Below are 20,602 nucleotides of genomic sequence, written 5' to 3'. Positions count from 1 at the left end.
TGTGATACTTGCTTGGTTCTTCGGTTCGTTATTTCATTGTGACCCGCAAATCAAAGCACATTGGCTGAATTAAAACAACAATAATGTAACCGCTTTGTTGCAAATGATGTGTAAATGTTTGCGTTTTGTGATTTGCTTGTGTATAAGTTGGTTTCAGTTGAAACTAACTTACTGCATGGTTTTGCATGCGAATTCATCGTGAAAGGCGACTGGAATGAGTGAAAGAACGGAAATCAGGTTGTATGACTACATGCGCTCAACAGCGGCGTACCGCGTGAGAATCGCGTTGAATCTAAAACAATTGACCTACCAGTCTTTACCCGTTTCGTTAGTGCATGATGCACAACACAGTGCGGAATACATCAATGTTAATCCGGCTGGTTTAGTCCCTTCATTGCAAATAGGCGGGGGAGTTATCACTCAATCTTTAGCAATCATTGAATATTTGGAAGAGCAGTATCCTGAGCCTGCGCTTTACCCTGCCGATCCGATACGAAAAGCAGAATGTCGTGCATTTGCGTTGGATATCGCGTGTGACATTCATCCACTCAACAATTTGCGAGTGTTAAAGCATTTAACTTCGACGCTCGGTCACAGCGAGCGAGAAAAGTTGGCTTGGTACCACCACTGGTTAAAAGAGGGGTTTACAGCAATTGAAATCAAACTTGCCCAGGGTGATTCCCCGTTCTGTTTTGGGTCAGAGCCAACGATGGCTGATGTTTGTATTGTCCCACAGCTTTTTAATGCGCGCCGTTTTGAATTTGATTTAACACCTTATCCAAGAATGGTCGAGATCGAGCAAAATTGCCTGGCGTTAGCCGCTTTCGCCAATGCAAGCCCAGAGAAATCGGTATGACGGTGCACGCATAGAAAAAAGCATCTGTTGTGCACAAGTAAAGTATACGAAATAGAGTAATGACAGAGGTTAACCATGAATGTTCAGAAAATTCACCACGTCGCTTATCGTTGTATTGATGCAAAAGAAACAGTGGAGTGGTACGGAAAATATCTCAACATGAACTTTCTCGCTGCGATCGCAGAGGATGAAGTGCCATCGACAAGAGAACCTGATCCATACATGCACGTTTTTCTTGATGCGGGTGCTGGCAATATTCTCGCGTTTTTCGAGCTACCAAACAGCCCGGAAATGGGACGTGATGAGAATACGCCTGAATGGTGTCAACACTTAGCATTGGAGCTGGAAACAATAGAAGAGCTGCTGGCTGTCAAAGCCAAACTTGAAGCGGATGGCATTGAAGTGGTTGGCGTGACAGATCACACTCTATTTAAGTCGGTGTATTTCTTCGATCCATCAGGTCATCGCCTGGAGCTTGCGGTGAACACGGCGACCGATGAGATGAATCGGATGATTGATGAAGCGAAGTGGGACATGTTGAATGAGTGGGCGGAGACGAAACGCGCACCGGGACATGTACGTTGGATGCATGACGGCACCTTTCAATAATGCCAGCTTGCGTGTACTTCATCTGATTGCTACACCGGATCGTCCATCCAAACAATTACAGATTGTGACCGATTATTTCCACACTAAGTCAGCCTGATGGAACAACATATGAACTTAAACGAAACACACGATAGTGGCTTGAAATCATGGGTTGAAAGCGCCAATGTGCCCGAATGTCCGTTTCCGATTCAGAATTTGCCTTTTGGCGTGTTCTCGATAGAGCATCTTCAGCAACCGCATGTTGGCATTGCGATTGGTGACTATATCCTCGACTTAACTTTGATTGAAAAGGCAGGGCTGTTGTCATTGGAACATCAGGTGTTCAATCAATGTAAACTGAATCCATTGATGGGGCTAGGTAAGGCGGCCTGGTCTCGAGTGCGTCGCGATGTTTCTAACTTACTCAATATAGGGAATGGTGTGTTACGCGATGACGCGCAACTACGGAGCCGTGCGTTGGTGTTGCAATCAGAAGCCACCATGCATCTGCCATTTGAAGTCATGGAATACACCGACTTTTATGCGTCTCGAGAGCACGCGACCAATGTCGGCTGCATGTTCCGCGATCCAGAAAACGCGCTGATGCCGAATTGGCTTCATATCCCAATTGGTTATAATGGCCGCGCGAGCACAGTGGTGGTCAGCGGTACGGATATTCATCGTCCGGTTGGTCAGCTTAAAGCACCAGACGCCAAAGCTCCGATATTCGCGCCGTCAAGAAAGCTGGATATTGAACTCGAAATTGGTGCGGTCGTGGGTTTTGGTAACGAGATGGGGAGCTCGATCACTACCTCTCAAGCAAACGATATGATCTTCGGTTATGTACTGCTGAATGATTGGTCGGCGCGAGATATTCAGGTATGGGAATACCAGCCTCTTGGTCCGTTTCAGGCCAAAGTATTTGCCAGTACTATCTCGCCTTGGGTGGTGACTCAAGAAGCACTCGAGCCTTTTAGAGTGCCAGGGCCAGCACAGGAACCAGAACCACTGGAATATCTTCAGCAGAGAGAGGCACAAAACTTCGATATTCAGTTGTCGGTAGAGCTATTACCGGAGGGTGCCACACAGAGTACATTACTCAGCAACACCAACTTCAAAGAGATGTACTGGTCTTGTGCGCAGCAGCTTACGCATCATGCGTCCAGTGGTTGTGCAATGCGCACTGGAGATTTGCTCGGCTCGGGGACAATCTCTGGTCCAACGTCTGATTCTTGTGGTTCGCTGTTGGAGATGACCTGGAACGGCCGAGACCCAATAACATTAACCGACGGCTCTCAAAGAACATTTATCGAAGATAACGATACGCTGATCCTTTCCGGTTTCAGTCAAGCCGCAACGTATCGAGTTGGCTTTGGGCAAGCGGTCGGAAAAATACTGCCGAGCAAATCAATCTGACTTTTCATCAATAGCGCCGGGAACATATTTGAATTCATCAGATTGTTTCAGGGATTGATCGCGTTTGGGGTAAGTCTTGCGTTTCCCCTCCCCTAGGCAAGGGGAGGGCCAGGGTGGGGTTCGACAAGCGTGCGTGGATTTGGCGGTGGTGCATGGTAATCTCCCCCTTGAAAAGGGGGAGGGATTGATCGCGTTTGCTGCGAGCAGGAATATTTATTCCCCTTCAATTATTTTTATCAATTTGATTCAACAGAGGATAATTTTACCCTGATGGCGATTTTAACCATACTTACGGCCCCGGATCCGCGCCTGAAAGAGCAATCTGTCCCTGTAACAGATGTCGAGTCTGTACAGACATTGATTGATGACATGCTGCAGACGCTTTATGCCACCAGCAATGGGATTGGTCTTGCTGCAACGCAAGTGGGCCGGGAAGAAGCTGTCGTCGTTATCGATATCTCCGAAACACGGGACGAACCCCTGATTCTGGTCAATCCTGTCGTGACTCGCGGAGCAGATAAGGTGATGGGGCAGGAAGGATGTTTATCGGTGCCGGATTATTACGCGGATGTTGAGCGATACCGCTCCGTGGTTGTTTCAGCCCTGGATCGACACGGGAATCCGATCACCATCGAGCGCGATGATTTTCTGGCGATTGTCATGCAGCACGAAATTGATCATTTGAGCGGGAATCTGTTCATTGATTATCTGTCGCCGCTGAAGCGTCAGATGGCGATGAAGAAAGTAAAGAAAGCGGTAAAGGCGATGGCGAAAACCGCCTGAACCGAGGATAAAACATGACGGGCCTTGCTATCAAAGCCCGTCGTTGAGCGCTATGCGCCGAGCTGAGATTCCAGTTTCACCAGCATCAGGTCTGCGGTTTGCAACGCACCTTCGACCCAGCCCTGACTATGGGAATACGCTTCACCACAGATATACAGATGCGTTTGTGGCAGCGGCTGTACGATCTGGTTCGCCACGTTATCGCTCTGGACACCAATGTTCCAGCTGTTCCAGCCGCCGCCGTACGGGTCATCCCCCCAGTCGCGGAACGCGGCCTGTAAAGGCTGCGTTTGGGCGGTTTCAGAGAGTGGCACATCATGCATCAGGTTAATCTGGCGAGTCACCTCGGTCACCATGGCGGCGGGCGCTTCATGTTCCGCCCACTGTGGATCGACGTTTTGCTGTTTCAGCAGTCGGCCCGTAAATGCCCGTTTTTCAGTGAAGGGTAAAACTTCGAGTTGCTGCTTCCAGGCCAGGCCGCGTTTTTGGCGGTAGCCGTCCCAGAAACCGATATTGACCCCGTCATCATAACTGGCCATCAGAATTGCAGGGCCCTCCAGTGCCGGTTGTCCCTCATTGGTCGGCCAGTAATAGGTCTGACGGACGGGCATGTCAGTTACACTTCGCCCGGACTCAATTCCGGATTCTTCGACCCACCAGGGCGACTGGTATGTCGTGAACAGTTTAAACAGCGGTCTGGGTGTGACGCTGCCAGTCAGCGTTTTCACCGCGGGCTGCTGCAACACCGGGCAACTGGGCTCCAGTAAATCCAGCGACCGTCTTGGCATCGCAAGCACGATATGCGATGCCGTACACTGAATCTCATCATAAGTCGTGACATCCAGCTCTGTTGTGAATTTCAGGCCAAAATTGCCGTTCACCTGCTCAAAGCTGCTGAGTTTGTGCCCCATCAGGAGCTCGCCACCAATCGCCTGGAACTCTTCAGCCAATGCCAGTGGGACCGACTGGAACCCTTGTTTGAAGCCGAAGTATTCGACATTATCGCCAAAATCTGTCAGGAACCAGGGAATGGCATCCGCGGCATTCCAGTTCGACATCGTGGAGTTATAGCCGCCTGCATCCAGGCAGTAATGATAGTCCTCACTGGTCATGACCACTTGAAGGACATTCCAGAAGCCTTGCTCGTAAAGCATTTTGCCGTTGAATTCTGCAGTCATCGTCATTTCACGACGCTGTTTTTCGGTCAGATCCGGATTGGTGATTCCGGGCACAATGGCATCCAAGGCTTCAATCATCACGGCCCCCGGCGTTTTGGCAAAAGTGTCCGGGCTGGTGTTATACGGGATGGCATGCGGGTTGTTCTGATAGTCCTGAAGTCTGAGCCGGACATCCCGAAGGAAGGCGATATTGACCGGTGTATCGACCGGGAACGGGTAAAACTCAATGGGATCTGCCAGTGAGTTAAACTGATTGATTTCATTCAGCAGCGCGTGAATCAGGGGTTGACGCTGGGCATCCAGAATCCGCATCCCGCCCAGTTCTGCCACCATATTGCTCACGTCCGGGGCTTTGACGGACAATAAACGGCCGCCGACGCGATCACTGCCCTCAAAAACAGCAATGCGCTTGCCGGGAAAATTCTTCTTCAGTTTCCAGGCGCTGTACACGCCGGAGACGCCGGCGCCGATAATGGCAACATCATAATGTTCACTCATGGGTCGCTTCCTTGTGATTCGTTGATGATTTAAGACAAGGTGCTGAAATGATTCGGATTGATCTCATCCAGCAGGTCCTTGTGGAAATAATTTAAAGACGGGCGGCGCAGGGGCCTTTCGGATGTCTTCATGTTTGCACTGGACTGAACGGCTGCCGGATCTCTTGCGGTGCGGATATCCAGCACGAATGGCTTGTTCTCCGTCAGCACAAAGGCGATCGCAGCTTTCAGGGCTGCGTTCAGATCTTCGGTTTGTTCGACGACCTGACCCTGCACACCTGCGCCCATCGCATCGGCGATTTGCTTGAAGTTCAGCGCCGGATGCTGAAGCGACAGATAGTCCACTTCGTAATTGTGATAATCAGCATTGTCGGTGGGATTGGGCTCAACCGGCTTTTTCTTTGGCTCCCAGTCGTACGAGTCTATGACTTCCTCCAGACCGTTTTGCAGCGTGTGGTATTCCCGGTTATTGGTAATGATGTAGAGCACGGCCAGCTGAAATTTGGCTGCAGTCCACCAGACCTGAGGATAAAAGAGGGATGAACCATCCCCCACGGCATTGATCACTAACTTAGGGGTCACGCCCTGAATGGCGGTTTGCTGTTTTTTGATCCCCAGCGAGGCGGGCATTGACCACCCGAGTGAACCCCCGGAGACACAGTAATAACTGACAGGGCGGCTCATTTCCCGGTTCAGCGGCATCAGATACTGGAAGCTCGGGCTGTCGGAGACGGCTTCATGAACATAAACAAACTGGTTTGCGAGTCCCTGTTCTGTAATGGCCTGCGCTAGATAGTGCGGGATCAGTGCTGGATTGATTCCATCGGCCGGGGTCTGTTCCGCCTGATGCAGATATGCATCCCAGTCCTGACGACGTTGCTGGCTCAGCTGGCTTAACAATTGATTCCGCGCATCTCTGGCCTGCTGCTGTTCCGGTGTGACGGGTAAACCGGCCATGACCTCGTTCAGTTTTTCCAGACTGGCCCGGATGCCACCCAGCACAGCATGACTGCCATAGTAGTTTTTCCCGATATCCCAGGTGTTATTCGACAGATAAAGAATATCTACAGAAGGGGGGATCAGCGGGCCATCGGCATAATTGAATACCGTGACCTGCGCCTGATTGCTCCAGCCGACCAGAAAAGCGACGTCGTGGGTTTGAAACAGTGCCTGCAGCATGGCCTGATTGCCGGGTAACTCGCCCTGCCAGTGAATATCATCGTTGGGGAAATTCGCCAGACTGCTGAACGTTTGCAGTGATACCGGTGCGCCGACAGTCTGTGCCAGAATCCCCAGCTGTTCGGCAGCGTTGTCGTAACCGACGCCGTCACCGGCGATGATGATTGGATTTTTAGCTTCAGAGAATCGTTTGGCCAATCGCTGAATTTCGTCGACATCCCCACAAAAATTGGTTGGAATCCGGGTAATGCCCGGCAGCTTTTCAGGCTGGTTGGGCAGTGGGCTGACCATCATGAATTCCCAGGGAATAGAGATAAAGACCGGGCCGCAAGCCGGTGCTTTGGCTTCCTTGAATGCCCGTTGTAACACCATGGGAAATTCATAAGGGGTTCGCAGTTCGTGGGACCACTTACAATACTGTTTGGCAAGTTCGGCAATATTTGAAGACAGCAATGGTTCCTGAGTGACCAGCTCATTTTGTTGCTGGCAACACAAAATCACCAGCGGGGTATGGGAGCGATACGCATTAAATAAGTTACCAATGCCATGGGCAATCCCGGGTGTGATATGTACCACCAGCACACCGGGCTCTCCTGTCATTCGTGCTGCACCCATGGCAGCACCCATGGCAATGTTTTCATGTAAACATTCCACGTATTCCACATTGTTTTCCGGATAAGCGGTGCCATCGATAATCGGAATTTCGTTGGTTCCGGGGACGCCAAATATTTGGCGGATATTCAGTTGATTGAGTGCATCGTAGAGATAATCACGCATGATACGTGGTGGCAGGTCAGACATGAGGTTTCCTTTTTGATATCGGGGACAGCAACCTCCCAATTAAGTTGACTAAATGTTAAATGCGCTTCTGGCTTATCGAAGCTAGTTCAGCGAATCTGTGCGTACAAATTTGATTTCCAGTGTTTGAAAAGCAAAGTAATGCATTCAATCGCCATACCGGATTCAGTGAATTGGCTTATGTGATACCAAGCAGGAAATGGATGAAAATAGAATTAAATCTCTGTTTTTCATTGGAATGTTTTATCGCTTTCACTTGATTTCAATGCTGCTCTCTGTATACTCCCGAACCTTTTCAAAGTTTTATATTGAGAGACAATTAAATAAAAGAGGCACACGCTGACAGAAAGGTTCTCAATGACGTTGGGATTTCAGATTAGAAAAAATAAATAACCTTGATTCGGTCTGGCATTAAAATTAAACCTACATCACAAAAGGTAATGAAGATGCGACGGATAAATGTCATCGGAACCAGTGGCAGTGGTAAATCAACATTCAGCAGGAATCTGGCCGAGGTTTTACATGTACCGCATATTGAAATGGACGCTTTGTTCTGGAAGCGGAATTGGGGGGAGTCAACGGACGATGAGTTTTTTGCGGCCTTAGAAAAAGCATTAACTCCCCCAGCATGGGTATTGGACGGCAACTACCACAGGACAGTACCCATCAAATGGCGGGAGGCTGATACGCTCATCTGGATTGATTACTCCTTTCCGCGAACGCTTGTTCAGGCTATTCGGCGTGCCATCAAACGTTGCCTCAGCCAGGAAGAACTATGGCCTGGTACTGGGAATACAGAAAAATTTCGGAATACTTTCTTAAGCCGTAACTCAGTGGTCTGGTGGACGATTAAAACCTATCGCTCTAACCGGGAACGATATCTGAAAGTTATGGCGGATCCCGCCTATGCACATTTGAAAATGATTCAATTACGCAGCCCGGCAGAGGCCAGAGCATTTATCCGTCAGCAACAGGAAATTCAGGCAGCGACAATTTCACCTGCCTCAGAACAATCAGGACGATAAACAATGATCAGGAAATTTAAATCCTCAGATATGGAACCCGTACTAAATATCTGGCTGACCGCATCTTTGAAAGCGCATGATTTTATTGCGGCAGAATACTGGCAATCTCAGGTAGAGAATATGCGAACGATGTATATTCCGGCATCCGAGGTCTATGTGTATGAACACAATGATCAAGTCAAAGGTTTTTACGCGTTATACGAGACCATGCTTGCTGCTATTTTCGTGGCGCCGGATGCGCAAGGGCAGGGGTTGGGCAAAGCTTTGATGGCTCATGCTAAAGCACAGCGCGCTTCGCTGACACTGAATGTTTACCAGCGGAACGAAAACAGCTATCGCTTTTATCGCTCACAGGGGTTTCAGGTCACGTCTGAAAGTACAGATGAGCATACAGGCGAAGCTGAGTGGGTCATGGGATACTCGAAATAACCCGCTTGCGGGATGCGATTCAGGATTACATTCGGCATGATCTCTGCCGCTTGCTCACCGTGCCTGATGTCCTGTTTTGGTTGAGTGATAGTTGATTGATCAGCGATATTACAATCTTTTTGAGTTGTATTTCATTAATGTGTTGAACCATACACAGGGAGAGTGTGGGATACCAAGATTGGAATACAGATAAAGAAATCAGCTTGTTATCATTTGCAACCCGTGCTGAAACATTGATGACAGTGGTTTGATATGACACTGGACATGAACCAAGCCGAGTCTCTTGCATTGTTTCAGTCTGTCGCCTTTTTCCGGACAGCAGGTAACTTGTGTGAAAAAACGCTTTCTTCTTTCGATGCCGCTTCTTGTGAGCTTTTCTACAACGGTTTCAGCAACAACACCAACCCCAGTGGGTGTGTGGTCTGGCACCATTGGTCAATCGCCGATTACCGTGTGTTTTCAAGAATCAGGCCAGCAGGCGATTTATTATTACCAGCGCTATCAAATGCCAATTCCAATGACATTACAAGATGGCTTCTGGGTAGAAAAGGAACAAACAGGGCGCTGGATGCTGACAGAGCAACACGGCAATCAGATGAAAGGGCAGTGGACCACAGTTTCGGGCGAGAAAGCTCTATCGCTGTCACTGACGTTCGATTACCGTGGCCTTGATCAAAACTGTGCCACAGAAGCATTTCTCTCACCGCACCTCAAATCGCTGATTTGGCAAAAAGGAGCATGGCAAGACTGGTTCGGCTGGCAATATCGGGAGGTGAAATACGGTGGTGATACTTCTATGGCGCTGTCCCCTCAATTTCCTAACAGTTTGGCGATCAATGCAACGCTTCGTGCACATCTCACCTCTGAAGACAGAATAGAACGGCAATTGGATACGCTTGCTGATGCTTTAGAACATTCGCGTTCATCCAAGTACGATGAAACGGCAGTGACCCCAGTTTTCCTGAATGGTCTGTGGCTGGGCATTCGGTTTTATGAATGGGCTGTAGGGACAGGCGCGCGGGGGATCAACTATTACACGCGTTATTTTTCGCTGGCGACGGGTGAAGCCGTGAATCCCTGGACTTGGTTTATCACCCTACCGGAAAAACAAGACAAATATGATAATCCCTACTCAAACCCGTTGCCTCAAATCATGCGAGATAAGTTTGAGCAGAAAATGGCAGAAACACCTGAAGATATTGCGTCACAGGAAGCCGCTGAAGACATCAACTTTCCGGATTGCGATGATTTAGATCCGGGCTATTACCAGATTTCACTGAAACAGAATGGACTTCAGTTCTGGGAAAGAGCCATCGGTGATGGTTGTGAGCGGGAGTTTTTCCTGACACCCGAAGCAGCGATGCCTTATGCGAATGCTGAAGGGAAGCAAGCACTCAGCCAGTTTGCAAAACTGATCCAAATGAATCAGTAAAGCTGTCGTGGACGTTGCGAGATAAGATCATGTGCTTATTTAAAATCCGGTGACGTCTTTCGCGGAATCTTTTCCAGAGATTCAATGGTTTTCTCTGACGCGGTTAGCCATATTTGAACTGGGAAAGATTCAAGAACGGTAACATCTTTCACTTGACCTGTTTTTTCAAGCATTCTGACTTGATTCAGGACCGGATCATTCACTTCAGCGCTTCCCAGAATCATCACTCTTCTCCAGTCGTTGGATGCCGAACATGCTTGAATTGCCGAGAGAAGTATCATCGTAATCATCAGTTTCATCGGAATATTCTCATGGTTTCTTCTGGCCAGATGAAGCCCTGAATTGAGCAGGGCTTCATCCAGAACAGCTGATATATTTCTCCTAAGGATTATTGCTAATCCAACTTTTGAGCACATTAAATACGGTGCTTGTCATGCGAGTCCCACAATTTCTCGTGGGCGAGCCAGTGGTATGAACCCCTCTGACATAATTATTGGAATCTTTAATGCCACTTCCGCTTTGGCCGCGAGCAGTATCTAAAGTGTAACAAATACGCTTCGATGATGCGGCGTAAGTTGAACCACTATCTGTCCACATTGTTCCTTTGGGTTTATCACTGGGGTAGCCTGTCAGGCTATGCGTGCCACCTGAATAGACGCCCCACCCGGAATGGCCACCATGAGGAGCACTATGAAGTACAATCAATGCGTAATCATAGTTTGTGTTCCCATTGTTATGCCAGCCCGAAGTGGTGATCGCTTTTTTCCAGGTCGCAGTTCCCCAAGGTTTATATGAGCCATTTTGAGCTGTGGTAAAGTTCAGAGATTTATACCAACTCCCTGCACCGTTCGAAACACAATGACCTGTAATGAAGAGACCGAATCGTTCACAGCAGCTTCTTTCGTTGGTGACTGAGCACCACTACTGAAAATACTCGAATCCAGGCCTTGTTCCCGCAGGGTTTGGATAGCATTTCTCAACAGTGACAACGACTCTTCAGATATTTCTGATTTGTATTGTGTCCCATCGGAAGATACTGCAAAGGCACTCATGGCTGCGGCATCTTCGGCGACAGAGTATTCTTGCTGAAGCGAATATTCTGTGGTTGTGGGTACTTGAACAACATCGACACCTTCAATAAAGGTTGCCTTTTCATTCATTTTTACAAAGTGGTTGAGTTCGCTTGCATGTGCGGCCGTGATACTGATAGCTACAATTGCGACGAACGCTACTGTACGTTTCATAGTGATTATTCCTGTTTTATAGTCATGAATTCATTCAATAGATTGAATGATGCGAATGATGTTAAAGCCAACTGTTTTCGCAGTGGTAACAATAGAACAGACGTGAATTTAATTTTTCTGATTAGATTTATTTAGTGAGGTTAGGGATCTGAGTTTATATTTTTTGTTAAAAATGCAATAAAACAATAATGAATATATTTATTTGGTGATATTCTGCCAGGGAATGATTTTTTTTAAAATTTGTTCGTCGATTGAAATATAGAAAATAAAGTAAAAAACAAGAGTGTTTGGTAGCTTAAAAAGATAATATAGTCATTAGTGCCAATCCGATAGTTTTTAGAGTATAAATATAAACCAGTGAAGATTGTTTTTTATACGTTATCGTAATAAGAAAAAATTTCATTAAATCTTAGTACATATCGAATGAAAAACAACCCTGAAAACATGATCCTAGAGGACGTCGATTTATCTTTCTGTGAATGACCAGGTAATGAAAATGAGAGATTGGTTGTGGCAGTTTGTCTGAAGGTCAGAACAACTAAACGCTGCTTGTGAAGACAAGATTGACCACTACTGTCATTGAAAGCAGGTGTTTCATTCTTGTATCTGAATTCTACACGCCGCGCTGTTTGCTCATGACTCGCTGGCAGACCCGTGAGAGATTGGGTATCGGACTGCATGGTTACCGTAGAATGCTTCGGTTAGCGTTCCAATGTCACGGATTTTTGAATTGTTAGATTGACAGGCAACCGAGGGTTTTTCTGCCAGAACTGCCTGTGTTTGAAACTGAATTTTAATGATTTATTACTTGATTCTTTATTTGTAACATTTGTTTTGGATAGTTTTTTGATAGTGAAAATACTGGATAACGAAGACGACTATGATTGAGATATACTGGACCATGACATAGTGTTTAATTATTTTTCTAAGCTCATGGAATTGGCTCAAAATGAAATATTCCATATGGATCACTGAAGCACACATGAGGAGTGTCGGCAAGAAAAGACCTTTTAAACTTGTCGTTTTAAGTGCTTTTCTATTTCGTTCAATGATAAATGTTGTGAGAATGATACCCGTTCCGAATGTAGCAGCCAAGGCTGGTGGCATATCATTGTTTATACCAAGAGCTAACTCGAAAAATAAAACTGAGTTCATTAATAAACATATACCCGCGATATTTGAAATAATCAATCCCTGAATAACAAACAGACCCATGTTGGGTGTTTTATACACTTCTGATTTGGTCACCGTACTTCCTTATTTATTGACTTTAAGTGAAAGTTTATATGCTTTAATACAGTATGATAACGGTGAATAGGCGACGTGTTTAAAATGCATATAAAAATTTGATCTGAATTGAGTGATGTTTTGGACTGGATGTCTTAATTTTTATTGATTTTAAGAAAAAATAATTTTATGAATTGCTTACGTTTGAGAAGGCCTTTGGCTGAAGCGGCAAGTTTGACGTGCGACCAGACAGAACTATGGATTTACTCAGGAGTTTTGAGTGATTAAGAAGAAAAGAAAACGCTAAATGATCAAATTTGAATCGATGGAGTGCCATGTACCGTCGCCCCTGTTTTGTGGCGTTTCTGCCTGGATGGTCAGCGGGAGTCATTCTGGATTCCCGCTGAGCTGATGACAGGTTCACTAACCAGCAATAATTTCTACACTGACAATGGCGTGATCACTGGAGACTTTCTTTTGGGCCTGATTACCGTGAGGTTTACCGGTGTCACGGTCGAGCAGGTGGTCATCCCAGACCTGATGTCGGGCGACCCGGCCACCAGCATTCAGGAAACTTTCCGTTAAGAAAATATAATCCAGCGAGCTGCCTTTACCGTGGTAGTAGTACGTCGGGGCGTTGTCTTTTTGTTCGGCCCGGAGATAGCTGCTGTCCAGCCAAAGCTGATTGGCATAAGCTTTGACAGCATGTCTGTCCTCTTCACTGCCATTGGCTTTCGGAATGTCCGGCATGTAGTTTGATGGACTGAGGGCGTCATATTCAACGCTGGTATAGTCGCAGTTCATGTCGCCCAGAACCACGGAAGGCATTTTTGAATAGCGCTGGTCTTTGGCGACATCAGCGGCCAGCAACGCGGCTTCGGCGCCACGTTGTAACAGTGCCGCGATTTTCCCCTGAGCTTGCCCCAGCACTTCCTCAAAAACTTTATCTTCCAGATCGTCTGCAGGCGAGTACTGGGTTTGATATAAAGGTCGCTTACTTTTCAGGTGGGTGACGTATACCTGAATCAGGCCAAATTCTGGCGTATTCAACACCGCTTTGATGGGTGTCCGGCTGAATGCAAAGCCATTGGCCAGGGGCAGGTTTGCCGCAACTTCTCCGGAAACGCCCACTTCAGACAGGGATACAATCGGATGTTTGGAAGCCAGCGCGACGACTGGCCGGGTGAAGACTTGCGGATCCTGCTCGTCCTGCCCGGCACGACCAACCACGGCAAAGTGCTCGAAGCCTGCCGCGTTGCACAGCGCCTGCAACGCGTTTTTACTGAATACCTCCTGAAATCCAACGACATCGGCATCAATTGCACGCAATGTGTCTTGGATCCAACCGGTTTTCTGATCCCAAAGTGCCTGAGAATAAGTATTTTGAGCCGTTTTCTCGTACCACCAGTTTCCCGGTTCCAAAAATTGATAAAGGTTAAACGTTGCGAATTTCATCCCTGTAGCCCTCTGCAATAGGTAAAAAATGAACGGGTGATGTGCCACGAACTGCAAGTGGATTCGATTTATCGTAGAAGGCAGAGCCGACCGCGCCAAAAAAGATGGACAGACTTGTGGAGCAGGACCATAGAAATGCATGAAAATCAGAGGCAGGCCAGAGTGGCATGCCTCTTTGAACTGAGCGAAGGGAATCAAGGGATTTGCGGTTTAATTGTCGGGGGCGATGTTCATTTCAAGGCGATAATCTGCGACTTCATCCCGACGGGCGGCTGCGCGCATCATGTAGACCCGGACTTTATAATCGCCACTGGCCGGGAGCTGGCCTTCATACTGATTGCCATTGACGGAGCCGATAAACATCGCCGCTTCATTCTCTCCCGGTGCGAGGATGTTGAAATAAGCAGATGTATTTTGGGTGACCATGCTGACATTCATCTGCTGGCCTTCTTTGGCATTCAGTACATAGTCGACAATCTGATAGCCTTTGATACTTCCTTCCACGGTGGCGCTGCTGGCCCCTTGTTTGAACTGAACCCGCTCGGTTCGAATGTCGTCAGCAGAAGCGGCGAAAGAACCCAGAAGGAACCACAGACTTATGGCGAATGAGATAACCGGAATCACGCGAACCTGAATATTCATATCACTTCTCCATCACAGGTTGAGACTGCACCGGCCGCAGACAGCGGACGGCACAGGATGGATTCAGTATGGACGGCGTGATGAAAATACCCAACCCGGCTCTGGATTAAATCATGATTCCGCATGCCGGGAGTAAGCCATTAAATGGCAGCGCGGGTTAAGCGAGAAATCATACGTTGAATGGCCTGCATTTGCGGGGCATCTTTGGTGTGGTAGTTGAAGGGCGGTTGCCCCATGCTGCCATAGCCCCAAAAATCCCAGCAACCCCGCGGGTTGTAAGGTACAAATTCGGACTTTTTCACCTGTGGAAACAGCACGATGATGTTGTTGGTGTCTGCAATTTCTAGATAACCGGTTTCTGTCACAAAAGTGGTGCCAATCACGGATATCCCCTGACGGCAGCCATGAACGGCAACGTGAATTTTGCAGGATTCGCTGCGGCAGCCTTTGGGAATATACACATAAGCCGTGTCATCCATACTGGAGAGTGACGAGCTGAAAAATTCACCCTGATCAAAAGCCACCAACTCCCCGCTCAGGCTGTCCGCTTCCGGTTTCAATGGGCCGTAAATATGTTCGAGGATACGCTGCGCCTGGTGGTGTTCGCAGTGATTGATATAAGGCGACTGAGTGATATCACAGGCGGTGTCAGCCGGATCATCGGTAATAAATGCGTGTCCGGCATCAATGCTTTTGTCGTAATGGATTTGCGCATCCGGCACGTCCAGCTTTTGATAAAACGTCGTCGCGGTATCAACGACGCCGGTGACGACGGTTTCGTCCAGACGACCGGAGAACAGATAAATTTGGTCGTCTTTCAGGTTGTCCGGATTATCAATCCGGCCGTTTCTGGCGGTCACTCTCGCCAGCTCAGAAAGATAACCGCTGTTGGGAAACAGGGTTGAGGGACAGACACCCAAGGTGTTTGCACAGGGATTCATACAAGTTGTGGTGGCATTGACGACTGGGTTCACAAACGGATTATTCCCGGCGCAATTCCAGGGTCCCCCGGCCACAATGCCAACACCCATCAGGGATTCAGAAAAAGCGACGTGAAACTGGGCTGCCATGAAACCACCGGACGAGAGGCCGGAAATCGAGGTTTGATCGGCCTTTGCATTTAAGGCGGGTAATTGGACCGTTGCCCCCTGAGCCTGCAAGCTGCAGAAAAGCAGAATGATTAAAAAGGTCAGTTGTGTCCGTGCGTGTATGGTATTGGATTGCTGCATAGAAGTGCCTCCTGCCGAGATTGTACGTCCTGTGAATGAGCATCATCGTCGGTAGGAGTATAGGTGCGAATATGCGCTTTGTTGTGTAAGTGTGAATTCCAGATTTGGGCGTATCGGGTTATCTGGTCTGCATCGCTTGCCGGGTCCAACCTGTTTGGCGCAGGCTGGCGTCGTTTTCGGATTGCGCATCTCTCTACTGGGGATCAGATTGGTGTGGCGCTGTACCAGCTCAAGAACCAGCAACAGCCGGAAAAAACGGATGAAAGCACCTCGCTATTATTATCCGGGCGAGAAGCCATACCGGTTCATCGTGACTCAGTTCAAACGTAAAAAAGCCAGCAGAATGCTGGCTTTTGGCGTGTGCGGAAACGGTAGGTTATGAAACGACCGCTTCTTCGACAATATTTTCCGAGGTGGCCAGATGCAGGAAGTGCATGTGGCGCTCATACTGGCTCACAGCATCCGCAATAATCTGGTCTTTGGTGTAACCCATCACATCATATTGCTGGCCGCCCTGAAGCAGGAAAACTTCCGCGCGATAGTAGTCGTCGTAAGATTCATTCGCGTAAGCTGGCAGGACGAAGTGACGCAGACGAATACCGTAGGCAAAATCTTCAACGTCTTCTTTCTCAACCACCAGACGAACACGGGATTCATCATCCAGAACCTCCAGTTTCGCTGCCAGTCCCTGTGCTTTCATTTCATTCATCAGGGTTTCGAGTGCTGGAAAAGCGGTCGTCTTGATGAACTTCTCTGCTTCTTCCTGCTTCGGATGACTGACCAGCGCAGAAATCCGGGTTTTCCAGCTGACACTGGTTTGTGTGTACTGCAGCGTTGTATTGTGGTTCTGAATACTGTTTTGCAGCATGTAGTCATTGCGCAGGGCTTTGAACAGACAGTAGCAGAACAGCAGCATCAGAATCATGATTGGGAACGCACTGGCGATGGTCATTGTCTGCAAGGCAGACAAGCCGCCAGCCGCCAGCAATGCTGCAGCCACAATCCCTTCAATGACGGCCCAGAAGACACGCTGCCAGACGGGTGGCTCAGAAGCGCCGCCAGATGTCAGGGTATCAATGACCAGCGATCCGGAATCTGAAGAGCTGACAAAGAAGGTAATAACCAGTGCCACACCAATGACGGACAAGACTGACGACATTGGCATATGTTCAAAGAACTTAAACAGGGCAACCGGGACATTCTCGCTGACGGCCTGACTCAGATAAGCTGCGCCATGGTTCATGATGGCATCAATGGCGGTGTTACCGAACGCAGTGAACCACAGGAAGCCAAACAGGGATGGGATCAGCAAGACACCCACCAGGAATTCACGAATGGTCCGGCCGCGTGAAATACGGGCAATGAACATTCCGACAAACGGTGACCAGGAAACCCACCAGCCCCAGTACAACAGCGTCCAACCGCCGATCCAGTCTTCTTTAGGCTCGTAGGCGTACAGGTTGAACGTTTTGTTCACGATGTCACTCAGGTAAGAGCCTGTGTTCTGAACAAAAGACTTCATGATCAATGCGGTCGGGCCAGCAATGATGACGACAGCCAGCAGCAGTACCGCCAGGAACATATTGATGTTCGACAGGCGTTTGATGCCCCCGTCCAGACCCATCACGACCGAAGCGGTTGCAATCAGGGTAATGGCAGCAATCAACCCAACCTGCACGCCTGTGGTTTGTGGCATGTCAAACAGATAGTTGAAACCTGCGTTCACCTGAACCACACCAAAACCCAGTGAGGTGGCGACACCGAACAGCGTACCGATGACGGCAAAGATATCGATCACATGACCAATCGGGCCGTAGATCTTGTCACCAATCAGCGGGTACAGTGCTGAACGCGGCAGTAAAGGCAGCTTGTGACGATAAGCAAAGTACGCCATGGCCAGTGCGACCAGCGCGTAAATGCCCCAGGCATGCAGTCCCCAGTGGAAGAACGTGATTTTCATCGCTTCCCGGGCCGCTTCGACACTTTGCGGATCGCCCACCGGTGGTGACGTAAAGTGCATCACGGGCTCAGCGACACCAAAGAACATCAGACCAATCCCCATCCCTGCGGAGAACAGCATGGCCAGCCAGGAGGTATAGGTGTAGTCCGGTTCGGAGTGATCCGGACCTAATTTGATATCACCCAAACGGCTGAACATCACGAAGATGAGAAAGATCAGAAAGATTGCAACGGCCAGAATGTAAATCCAGCTCGCCTGTGTAATGACCCAGCTTTGAATGTTTTTGAAATAGGCTTCCATGGCTTGTGGCCACACGACGCCAATGAATGACAAGACAGCAATGAAAATTGCTGAGGTAAAAAATACCGGTTTATTTAAATCTGACTTAAATTCCATAAATCCTTCAAACTTTACGGTGCAATATGTCCGATTAAGGGGGCGCTATCGTAATCGCGCTGGTCAAAGCAAAAATTGATGCAGATCAATGAATCGGACGGCATCGTTGACTGCTTGTGAAGCAAAATTATGCAGCTTGACCTTTTGTCAGGCAGAGTTTCAACATTTTCTACCTGCACGAAACCGGCAAGATATTAACAACAAATTGATTAGTGTTCAAAGTGTGATCTGGTTAGAATTTTTGTGAAAATGAGTCGATATCACGGTAATTTGTTGTTTTTAAACATCTATCAACATTTCTGAGATGATGGAATAAATTTGAGCCCGATTGTTTTGAGTTGTAAGTTTTTGCGCAGGATTGACGAGATTTTGCATACCAATGCCTTTCGAGGACCCGTTCGCTTTTGTTGAAAGCGAATCCTATGACTATCGATTCCCGCTGGACCGTGGGCCAGTCACTAATCTGCAATTGAATCATCAGAACAGAAATAAAAAGAGCGCATTCAGCGCTCTTTTTGTCATGAAAACCGACTGAGGCTTAGCCACCCCAGCTTCGGCTGGAGCTGGAAGAACTGCTCCAACTGGATTTCGCTGCTGCACTGGAGCCAAAGCCACCCCGGGAGATGGTTCGGGTCACGGTTGGTTTGGGCTTCATCTGCTCTTTGCCGATGAGCACTTTCGCTTTCTTATAGCGATAGGAACCGTAATCGTAACCGTCGGCTGTCATCCAACGGCCATAATAGCGGCTGCTCGGATACGAAGAACTGAACATGGGCTGGCTGTAGTAGCCACGATGGTTATCGATCAGGCGGGCAAACATAAAACCAGCCATGGCTGGCATAAACCAGTTGTTGTTCGGCGCCTCCACACAGCTGTTCATACCAAATTCTTCCGTACAGTCACGGCGGGTTGAGAATTTGGGTGCGGTGCGGGCAGCCTCTTTCAACGCATCTTCATAGGCCATTTCACACTGAGTGGCGTAGCCTGGGTTATCACTTTTACAGTCGTTGAGAGTATGGTAAAGCCGCGCGTCTTCTTTGGTTTCACTACACCCAGCCAGCAATCCTGCTGAAATTGCTGCGGTGACCGGTGCAACCGCAAAAGAGCGCCATTGCTTTCGCATGCCAGGCAGATTGACTTCTTTGGTCCGTTTCATCGCACTTCCCCTCAGTAGGTCATGCAGGCTGCGTTCAGCAGGCCAACGGATACCGAGGTTGCAGCCATCAGCAGACCCGCAGGGATCTCGCCAGCTTCAATGCGCTCGGCAATTTTAGGCATGAAACCAATACGTACAATGACATAAGCCAGCATCTGTGCCAGTAAAGCCACGACGCCCCAGATAGCGAAATCCACGAAATTCACAGAGTTGCTTGCAGCACCCGCAACCGCCAGAGAGTAACCCACGATAGAACCGGACAGCGTGATCGCTGCTGCTGTATTTTTCTCTTCTTTCACCAATTTCCATTCATCGTAAGGGGTGACCCGTACGAAAATGATCTTGAACAGCATCAGAAACAGAATCGAAATCGAAAAATAGATTGCAAATGAGCCTAACCCTGCGAGTGATTGTGTTAGTAATTCCATGTAAATCCCTAAAAAATGATAGTTTTCGTGTTATCTGATTCAGCCGATGAGTTTAAAATCGGTTGGGCTGAGATCAAATCCGGTGCTCAAGACCAGGCTTCGTTCGGCCCGGTTATTGAAAATCTTTTCTTCGGCGGCAACCAGCAGTACTTCGGTCGTAGACGGTGCGGCTTCCCGTTCGTAAAGCATGACGAACTGATCCGTTCTGCTGGTGGTGCCATTTTGCAGCCAGGTGGTTTCCGTCATCGCCACCGGGTGGCTGTTATCCCAGAGTTTGTCGAAGCTGAATTCTTCCAGAGTCCACTGGCTTTTGACGATCTGATGGTCCAGCTGATGTTGCCACTCGCTGTCCGTGTCAATGGGTTTGCTGTCGTAGAAATAGAACAGTTTCACCTCACTGACATCGGCATCAGATTCGCCGTGAGTCAGGACCTGAACAAAGCCGTCGTCGTCGGTGTAGTACCGAATCAGGCGAGTCTGTTCATCCAGCAGGACTTCTCCGACCGCCTGAATCAGATGCGTGCGCGCGGCCCCTTCGATGATCAGCGAGGGTTCGGTCAGACGCAGCTTCAGATCATCCAGCTCGAACGCTCCACCTAGTCTCAGACCAAGGATTTCCGGAGCTTTCGGACCCGTCTCTTGCGGCTGATTGCGTTTTTTAAACCAGTCAAACATCTATGCTCC

At 48.4% G+C, this 20,602-nt stretch carries 19 protein-coding genes and 1 pseudogene; 8 read left to right on the top strand and 12 right to left on the bottom strand.

What is annotated here, in order from left to right:
• The first annotated feature begins 232 nt into the window (after positions 1-232).
• The 4 genes from maiA (at position 233) to def (ending at position 3,643) form a co-directional block, all read left to right on the top strand.
• Complete coding sequence (gene maiA / locus Q4579_RS19080; RefSeq protein WP_303566349.1) at positions 233-856, top strand: maleylacetoacetate isomerase; 624 nt, start codon at positions 233-235, stop codon at positions 854-856.
• A gap of 75 nt (positions 857-931) precedes the next feature.
• Complete coding sequence (locus Q4579_RS19075) at positions 932-1,465, top strand: VOC family protein (protein WP_303566323.1); 534 nt, start codon at positions 932-934, stop codon at positions 1,463-1,465.
• 108 nt (positions 1,466-1,573) lie between these two features.
• Positions 1,574-2,860: a fumarylacetoacetase gene (gene fahA / locus Q4579_RS19070; protein ID WP_303566321.1), complete on the top strand. Its 1,287-nt coding sequence runs from the start codon at positions 1,574-1,576 to the stop codon at positions 2,858-2,860.
• Positions 2,861-3,130: 270 nt separating this feature from the next.
• Positions 3,131-3,643 carry a peptide deformylase gene (def, locus tag Q4579_RS19065; protein ID WP_303566319.1) on the top strand — a complete coding sequence of 171 codons (513 nt, stop codon included), beginning with the start codon at positions 3,131-3,133 and terminating at the stop codon, positions 3,641-3,643.
• 50 nt (positions 3,644-3,693) lie between these two features.
• Here def and Q4579_RS19060 read toward each other — a convergent pair whose 3' ends face one another.
• Together Q4579_RS19060 and Q4579_RS19055 are read right to left on the bottom strand one after the other, a co-directional pair.
• Positions 3,694-5,319 carry an FAD-dependent oxidoreductase gene (locus tag Q4579_RS19060; protein WP_303566318.1) on the bottom strand — a complete coding sequence of 542 codons (1,626 nt, stop codon included), beginning with the start codon at positions 5,317-5,319 and terminating at the stop codon, positions 3,694-3,696.
• Between the two features lie 29 nt (positions 5,320-5,348).
• Entirely contained in the window at positions 5,349-7,298 is a 1,950-nt protein-coding gene (locus Q4579_RS19055) for a thiamine pyrophosphate-binding protein (protein ID WP_303566316.1), read from the bottom strand.
• A gap of 443 nt (positions 7,299-7,741) precedes the next feature.
• Here Q4579_RS19055 and Q4579_RS19050 point away from each other — a divergent pair, with 443 nt between their 5' ends.
• The 3 genes from Q4579_RS19050 (at position 7,742) to Q4579_RS19040 (ending at position 10,181) form a co-directional block, all read left to right on the top strand.
• On the top strand, positions 7,742-8,320 hold the full coding sequence (locus Q4579_RS19050; RefSeq protein ID WP_303566314.1) for an adenylate kinase: 579 nt from the start codon (positions 7,742-7,744) through the stop codon (positions 8,318-8,320).
• Between the two features lie 3 nt (positions 8,321-8,323).
• Positions 8,324-8,749, top strand: coding sequence for an N-acetyltransferase (locus Q4579_RS19045; RefSeq protein ID WP_303566312.1), 426 nt, complete (start codon positions 8,324-8,326; stop codon positions 8,747-8,749).
• A gap of 331 nt (positions 8,750-9,080) precedes the next feature.
• Positions 9,081-10,181 (top strand): hypothetical protein, encoded by a 1,101-nt coding sequence (locus tag Q4579_RS19040; protein ID WP_303566310.1) that lies wholly within the window; start codon positions 9,081-9,083, stop codon positions 10,179-10,181.
• 35 nt (positions 10,182-10,216) lie between these two features.
• On the opposite strand, the gene Q4579_RS19035 is transcribed toward Q4579_RS19040, so the two are convergent.
• The 6 genes from Q4579_RS19035 to Q4579_RS19010 form a co-directional block, all read right to left on the bottom strand.
• Complete coding sequence (locus tag Q4579_RS19035; RefSeq protein WP_303566308.1) at positions 10,217-10,480, bottom strand: hypothetical protein; 264 nt, start codon at positions 10,478-10,480, stop codon at positions 10,217-10,219.
• Positions 10,481-10,999: 519 nt separating this feature from the next.
• Positions 11,000-11,425 carry a hypothetical protein gene (locus tag Q4579_RS19030; protein ID WP_303566307.1) on the bottom strand — a complete coding sequence of 142 codons (426 nt, stop codon included), beginning with the start codon at positions 11,423-11,425 and terminating at the stop codon, positions 11,000-11,002.
• An 816-nt stretch (positions 11,426-12,241) separates the two neighbouring features.
• Positions 12,242-12,673: a hypothetical protein gene (locus tag Q4579_RS19025; protein WP_303566306.1), complete on the bottom strand. Its 432-nt coding sequence runs from the start codon at positions 12,671-12,673 to the stop codon at positions 12,242-12,244.
• A gap of 402 nt (positions 12,674-13,075) precedes the next feature.
• Positions 13,076-14,107, bottom strand: a complete 1,032-nt coding sequence (locus tag Q4579_RS19020) for an endonuclease/exonuclease/phosphatase family protein (RefSeq protein ID WP_303566305.1) — start codon at positions 14,105-14,107, stop codon at positions 13,076-13,078.
• A 210-nt stretch (positions 14,108-14,317) separates the two neighbouring features.
• Positions 14,318-14,749, bottom strand: coding sequence for a hypothetical protein (locus tag Q4579_RS19015; RefSeq protein ID WP_303566304.1), 432 nt, complete (start codon positions 14,747-14,749; stop codon positions 14,318-14,320).
• Between the two features lie 140 nt (positions 14,750-14,889).
• Entirely contained in the window at positions 14,890-15,978 is a 1,089-nt protein-coding gene (locus Q4579_RS19010) for a poly(3-hydroxybutyrate) depolymerase (RefSeq protein WP_303566303.1), read from the bottom strand.
• Positions 15,979-16,122: 144 nt separating this feature from the next.
• Between Q4579_RS19010 and Q4579_RS19005 the strand changes: the two are divergent.
• Positions 16,123-16,288 (top strand): annotated as a pseudogene (locus Q4579_RS19005) (glyoxalase); the annotation flags it as partial.
• Between the two features lie 66 nt (positions 16,289-16,354).
• Here Q4579_RS19005 and Q4579_RS19000 read toward each other — a convergent pair.
• The 4 genes from Q4579_RS19000 to Q4579_RS18985 all read right to left on the bottom strand — a co-directional run bounded on the left by Q4579_RS19000 (position 16,355) and on the right by Q4579_RS18985 (position 20,593).
• The gene (locus Q4579_RS19000) at positions 16,355-18,334 is read right to left on the bottom strand and encodes a BCCT family transporter (RefSeq protein ID WP_303566302.1); all 1,980 of its coding nucleotides are present in this window, start codon (positions 18,332-18,334) and stop codon (positions 16,355-16,357) included.
• A 538-nt stretch (positions 18,335-18,872) separates the two neighbouring features.
• Positions 18,873-19,490 carry a DUF1190 family protein gene (locus tag Q4579_RS18995; RefSeq protein WP_303566301.1) on the bottom strand — a complete coding sequence of 206 codons (618 nt, stop codon included), beginning with the start codon at positions 19,488-19,490 and terminating at the stop codon, positions 18,873-18,875.
• Positions 19,491-19,501: 11 nt separating this feature from the next.
• The gene (locus Q4579_RS18990; RefSeq protein WP_211650891.1) at positions 19,502-19,918 is read right to left on the bottom strand and encodes a DUF350 domain-containing protein; all 417 of its coding nucleotides are present in this window, start codon (positions 19,916-19,918) and stop codon (positions 19,502-19,504) included.
• Between the two features lie 39 nt (positions 19,919-19,957).
• Positions 19,958-20,593, bottom strand: coding sequence for a YjfK family protein (locus Q4579_RS18985; protein WP_303566300.1), 636 nt, complete (start codon positions 20,591-20,593; stop codon positions 19,958-19,960).
• Positions 20,594-20,602: the final 9 nt, after the last annotated feature.

It is taken from the genome of Photobacterium sp. 1_MG-2023, from assembly GCF_030547945.1.
In the GTDB taxonomy this organism is placed as follows: domain Bacteria; phylum Pseudomonadota; class Gammaproteobacteria; order Enterobacterales; family Vibrionaceae; genus Photobacterium.
This window is presented reverse-complemented; position numbering and strand designations above follow the sequence as displayed.

Excerpts from the sequence above, each read along its gene's own strand:
- Q4579_RS19075 (WP_303566323.1), top strand. The coding sequence starts at position 932 with ATGAATGTTCAGAAAATTCACCACGTCGCTTATCGTTGTATTGATGCA.
- fahA (WP_303566321.1), top strand. The coding sequence starts at position 1,574 with ATGAACTTAAACGAAACACACGATAGTGGCTTGAAATCATGGGTTGAA.
- def (WP_303566319.1), top strand. The coding sequence starts at position 3,131 with ATGGCGATTTTAACCATACTTACGGCCCCGGATCCGCGCCTGAAAGAG.
- Q4579_RS19060 (WP_303566318.1), bottom strand. The coding sequence starts at position 5,319 with ATGAGTGAACATTATGATGTTGCCATTATCGGCGCCGGCGTCTCCGGC.
- Q4579_RS19055 (WP_303566316.1), bottom strand. The coding sequence starts at position 7,298 with ATGTCTGACCTGCCACCACGTATCATGCGTGATTATCTCTACGATGCA.
- Q4579_RS19050 (WP_303566314.1), top strand. The coding sequence starts at position 7,742 with ATGCGACGGATAAATGTCATCGGAACCAGTGGCAGTGGTAAATCAACA.
- Q4579_RS19045 (WP_303566312.1), top strand. The coding sequence starts at position 8,324 with ATGATCAGGAAATTTAAATCCTCAGATATGGAACCCGTACTAAATATC.
- Q4579_RS19035 (WP_303566308.1), bottom strand. The coding sequence starts at position 10,480 with ATGAAACTGATGATTACGATGATACTTCTCTCGGCAATTCAAGCATGT.
- Q4579_RS19030 (WP_303566307.1), bottom strand. The coding sequence starts at position 11,425 with ATGAAACGTACAGTAGCGTTCGTCGCAATTGTAGCTATCAGTATCACG.
- Q4579_RS19020 (WP_303566305.1), bottom strand. The coding sequence starts at position 14,107 with ATGAAATTCGCAACGTTTAACCTTTATCAATTTTTGGAACCGGGAAAC.
- Q4579_RS19015 (WP_303566304.1), bottom strand. The coding sequence starts at position 14,749 with ATGAATATTCAGGTTCGCGTGATTCCGGTTATCTCATTCGCCATAAGT.
- Q4579_RS19010 (WP_303566303.1), bottom strand. The coding sequence starts at position 15,978 with ATGCAGCAATCCAATACCATACACGCACGGACACAACTGACCTTTTTA.
- Q4579_RS19000 (WP_303566302.1), bottom strand. The coding sequence starts at position 18,334 with ATGGAATTTAAGTCAGATTTAAATAAACCGGTATTTTTTACCTCAGCA.
- Q4579_RS18995 (WP_303566301.1), bottom strand. The coding sequence starts at position 19,490 with ATGAAACGGACCAAAGAAGTCAATCTGCCTGGCATGCGAAAGCAATGG.
- Q4579_RS18990 (WP_211650891.1), bottom strand. The coding sequence starts at position 19,918 with ATGGAATTACTAACACAATCACTCGCAGGGTTAGGCTCATTTGCAATC.
- Q4579_RS18985 (WP_303566300.1), bottom strand. The coding sequence starts at position 20,593 with ATGTTTGACTGGTTTAAAAAACGCAATCAGCCGCAAGAGACGGGTCCG.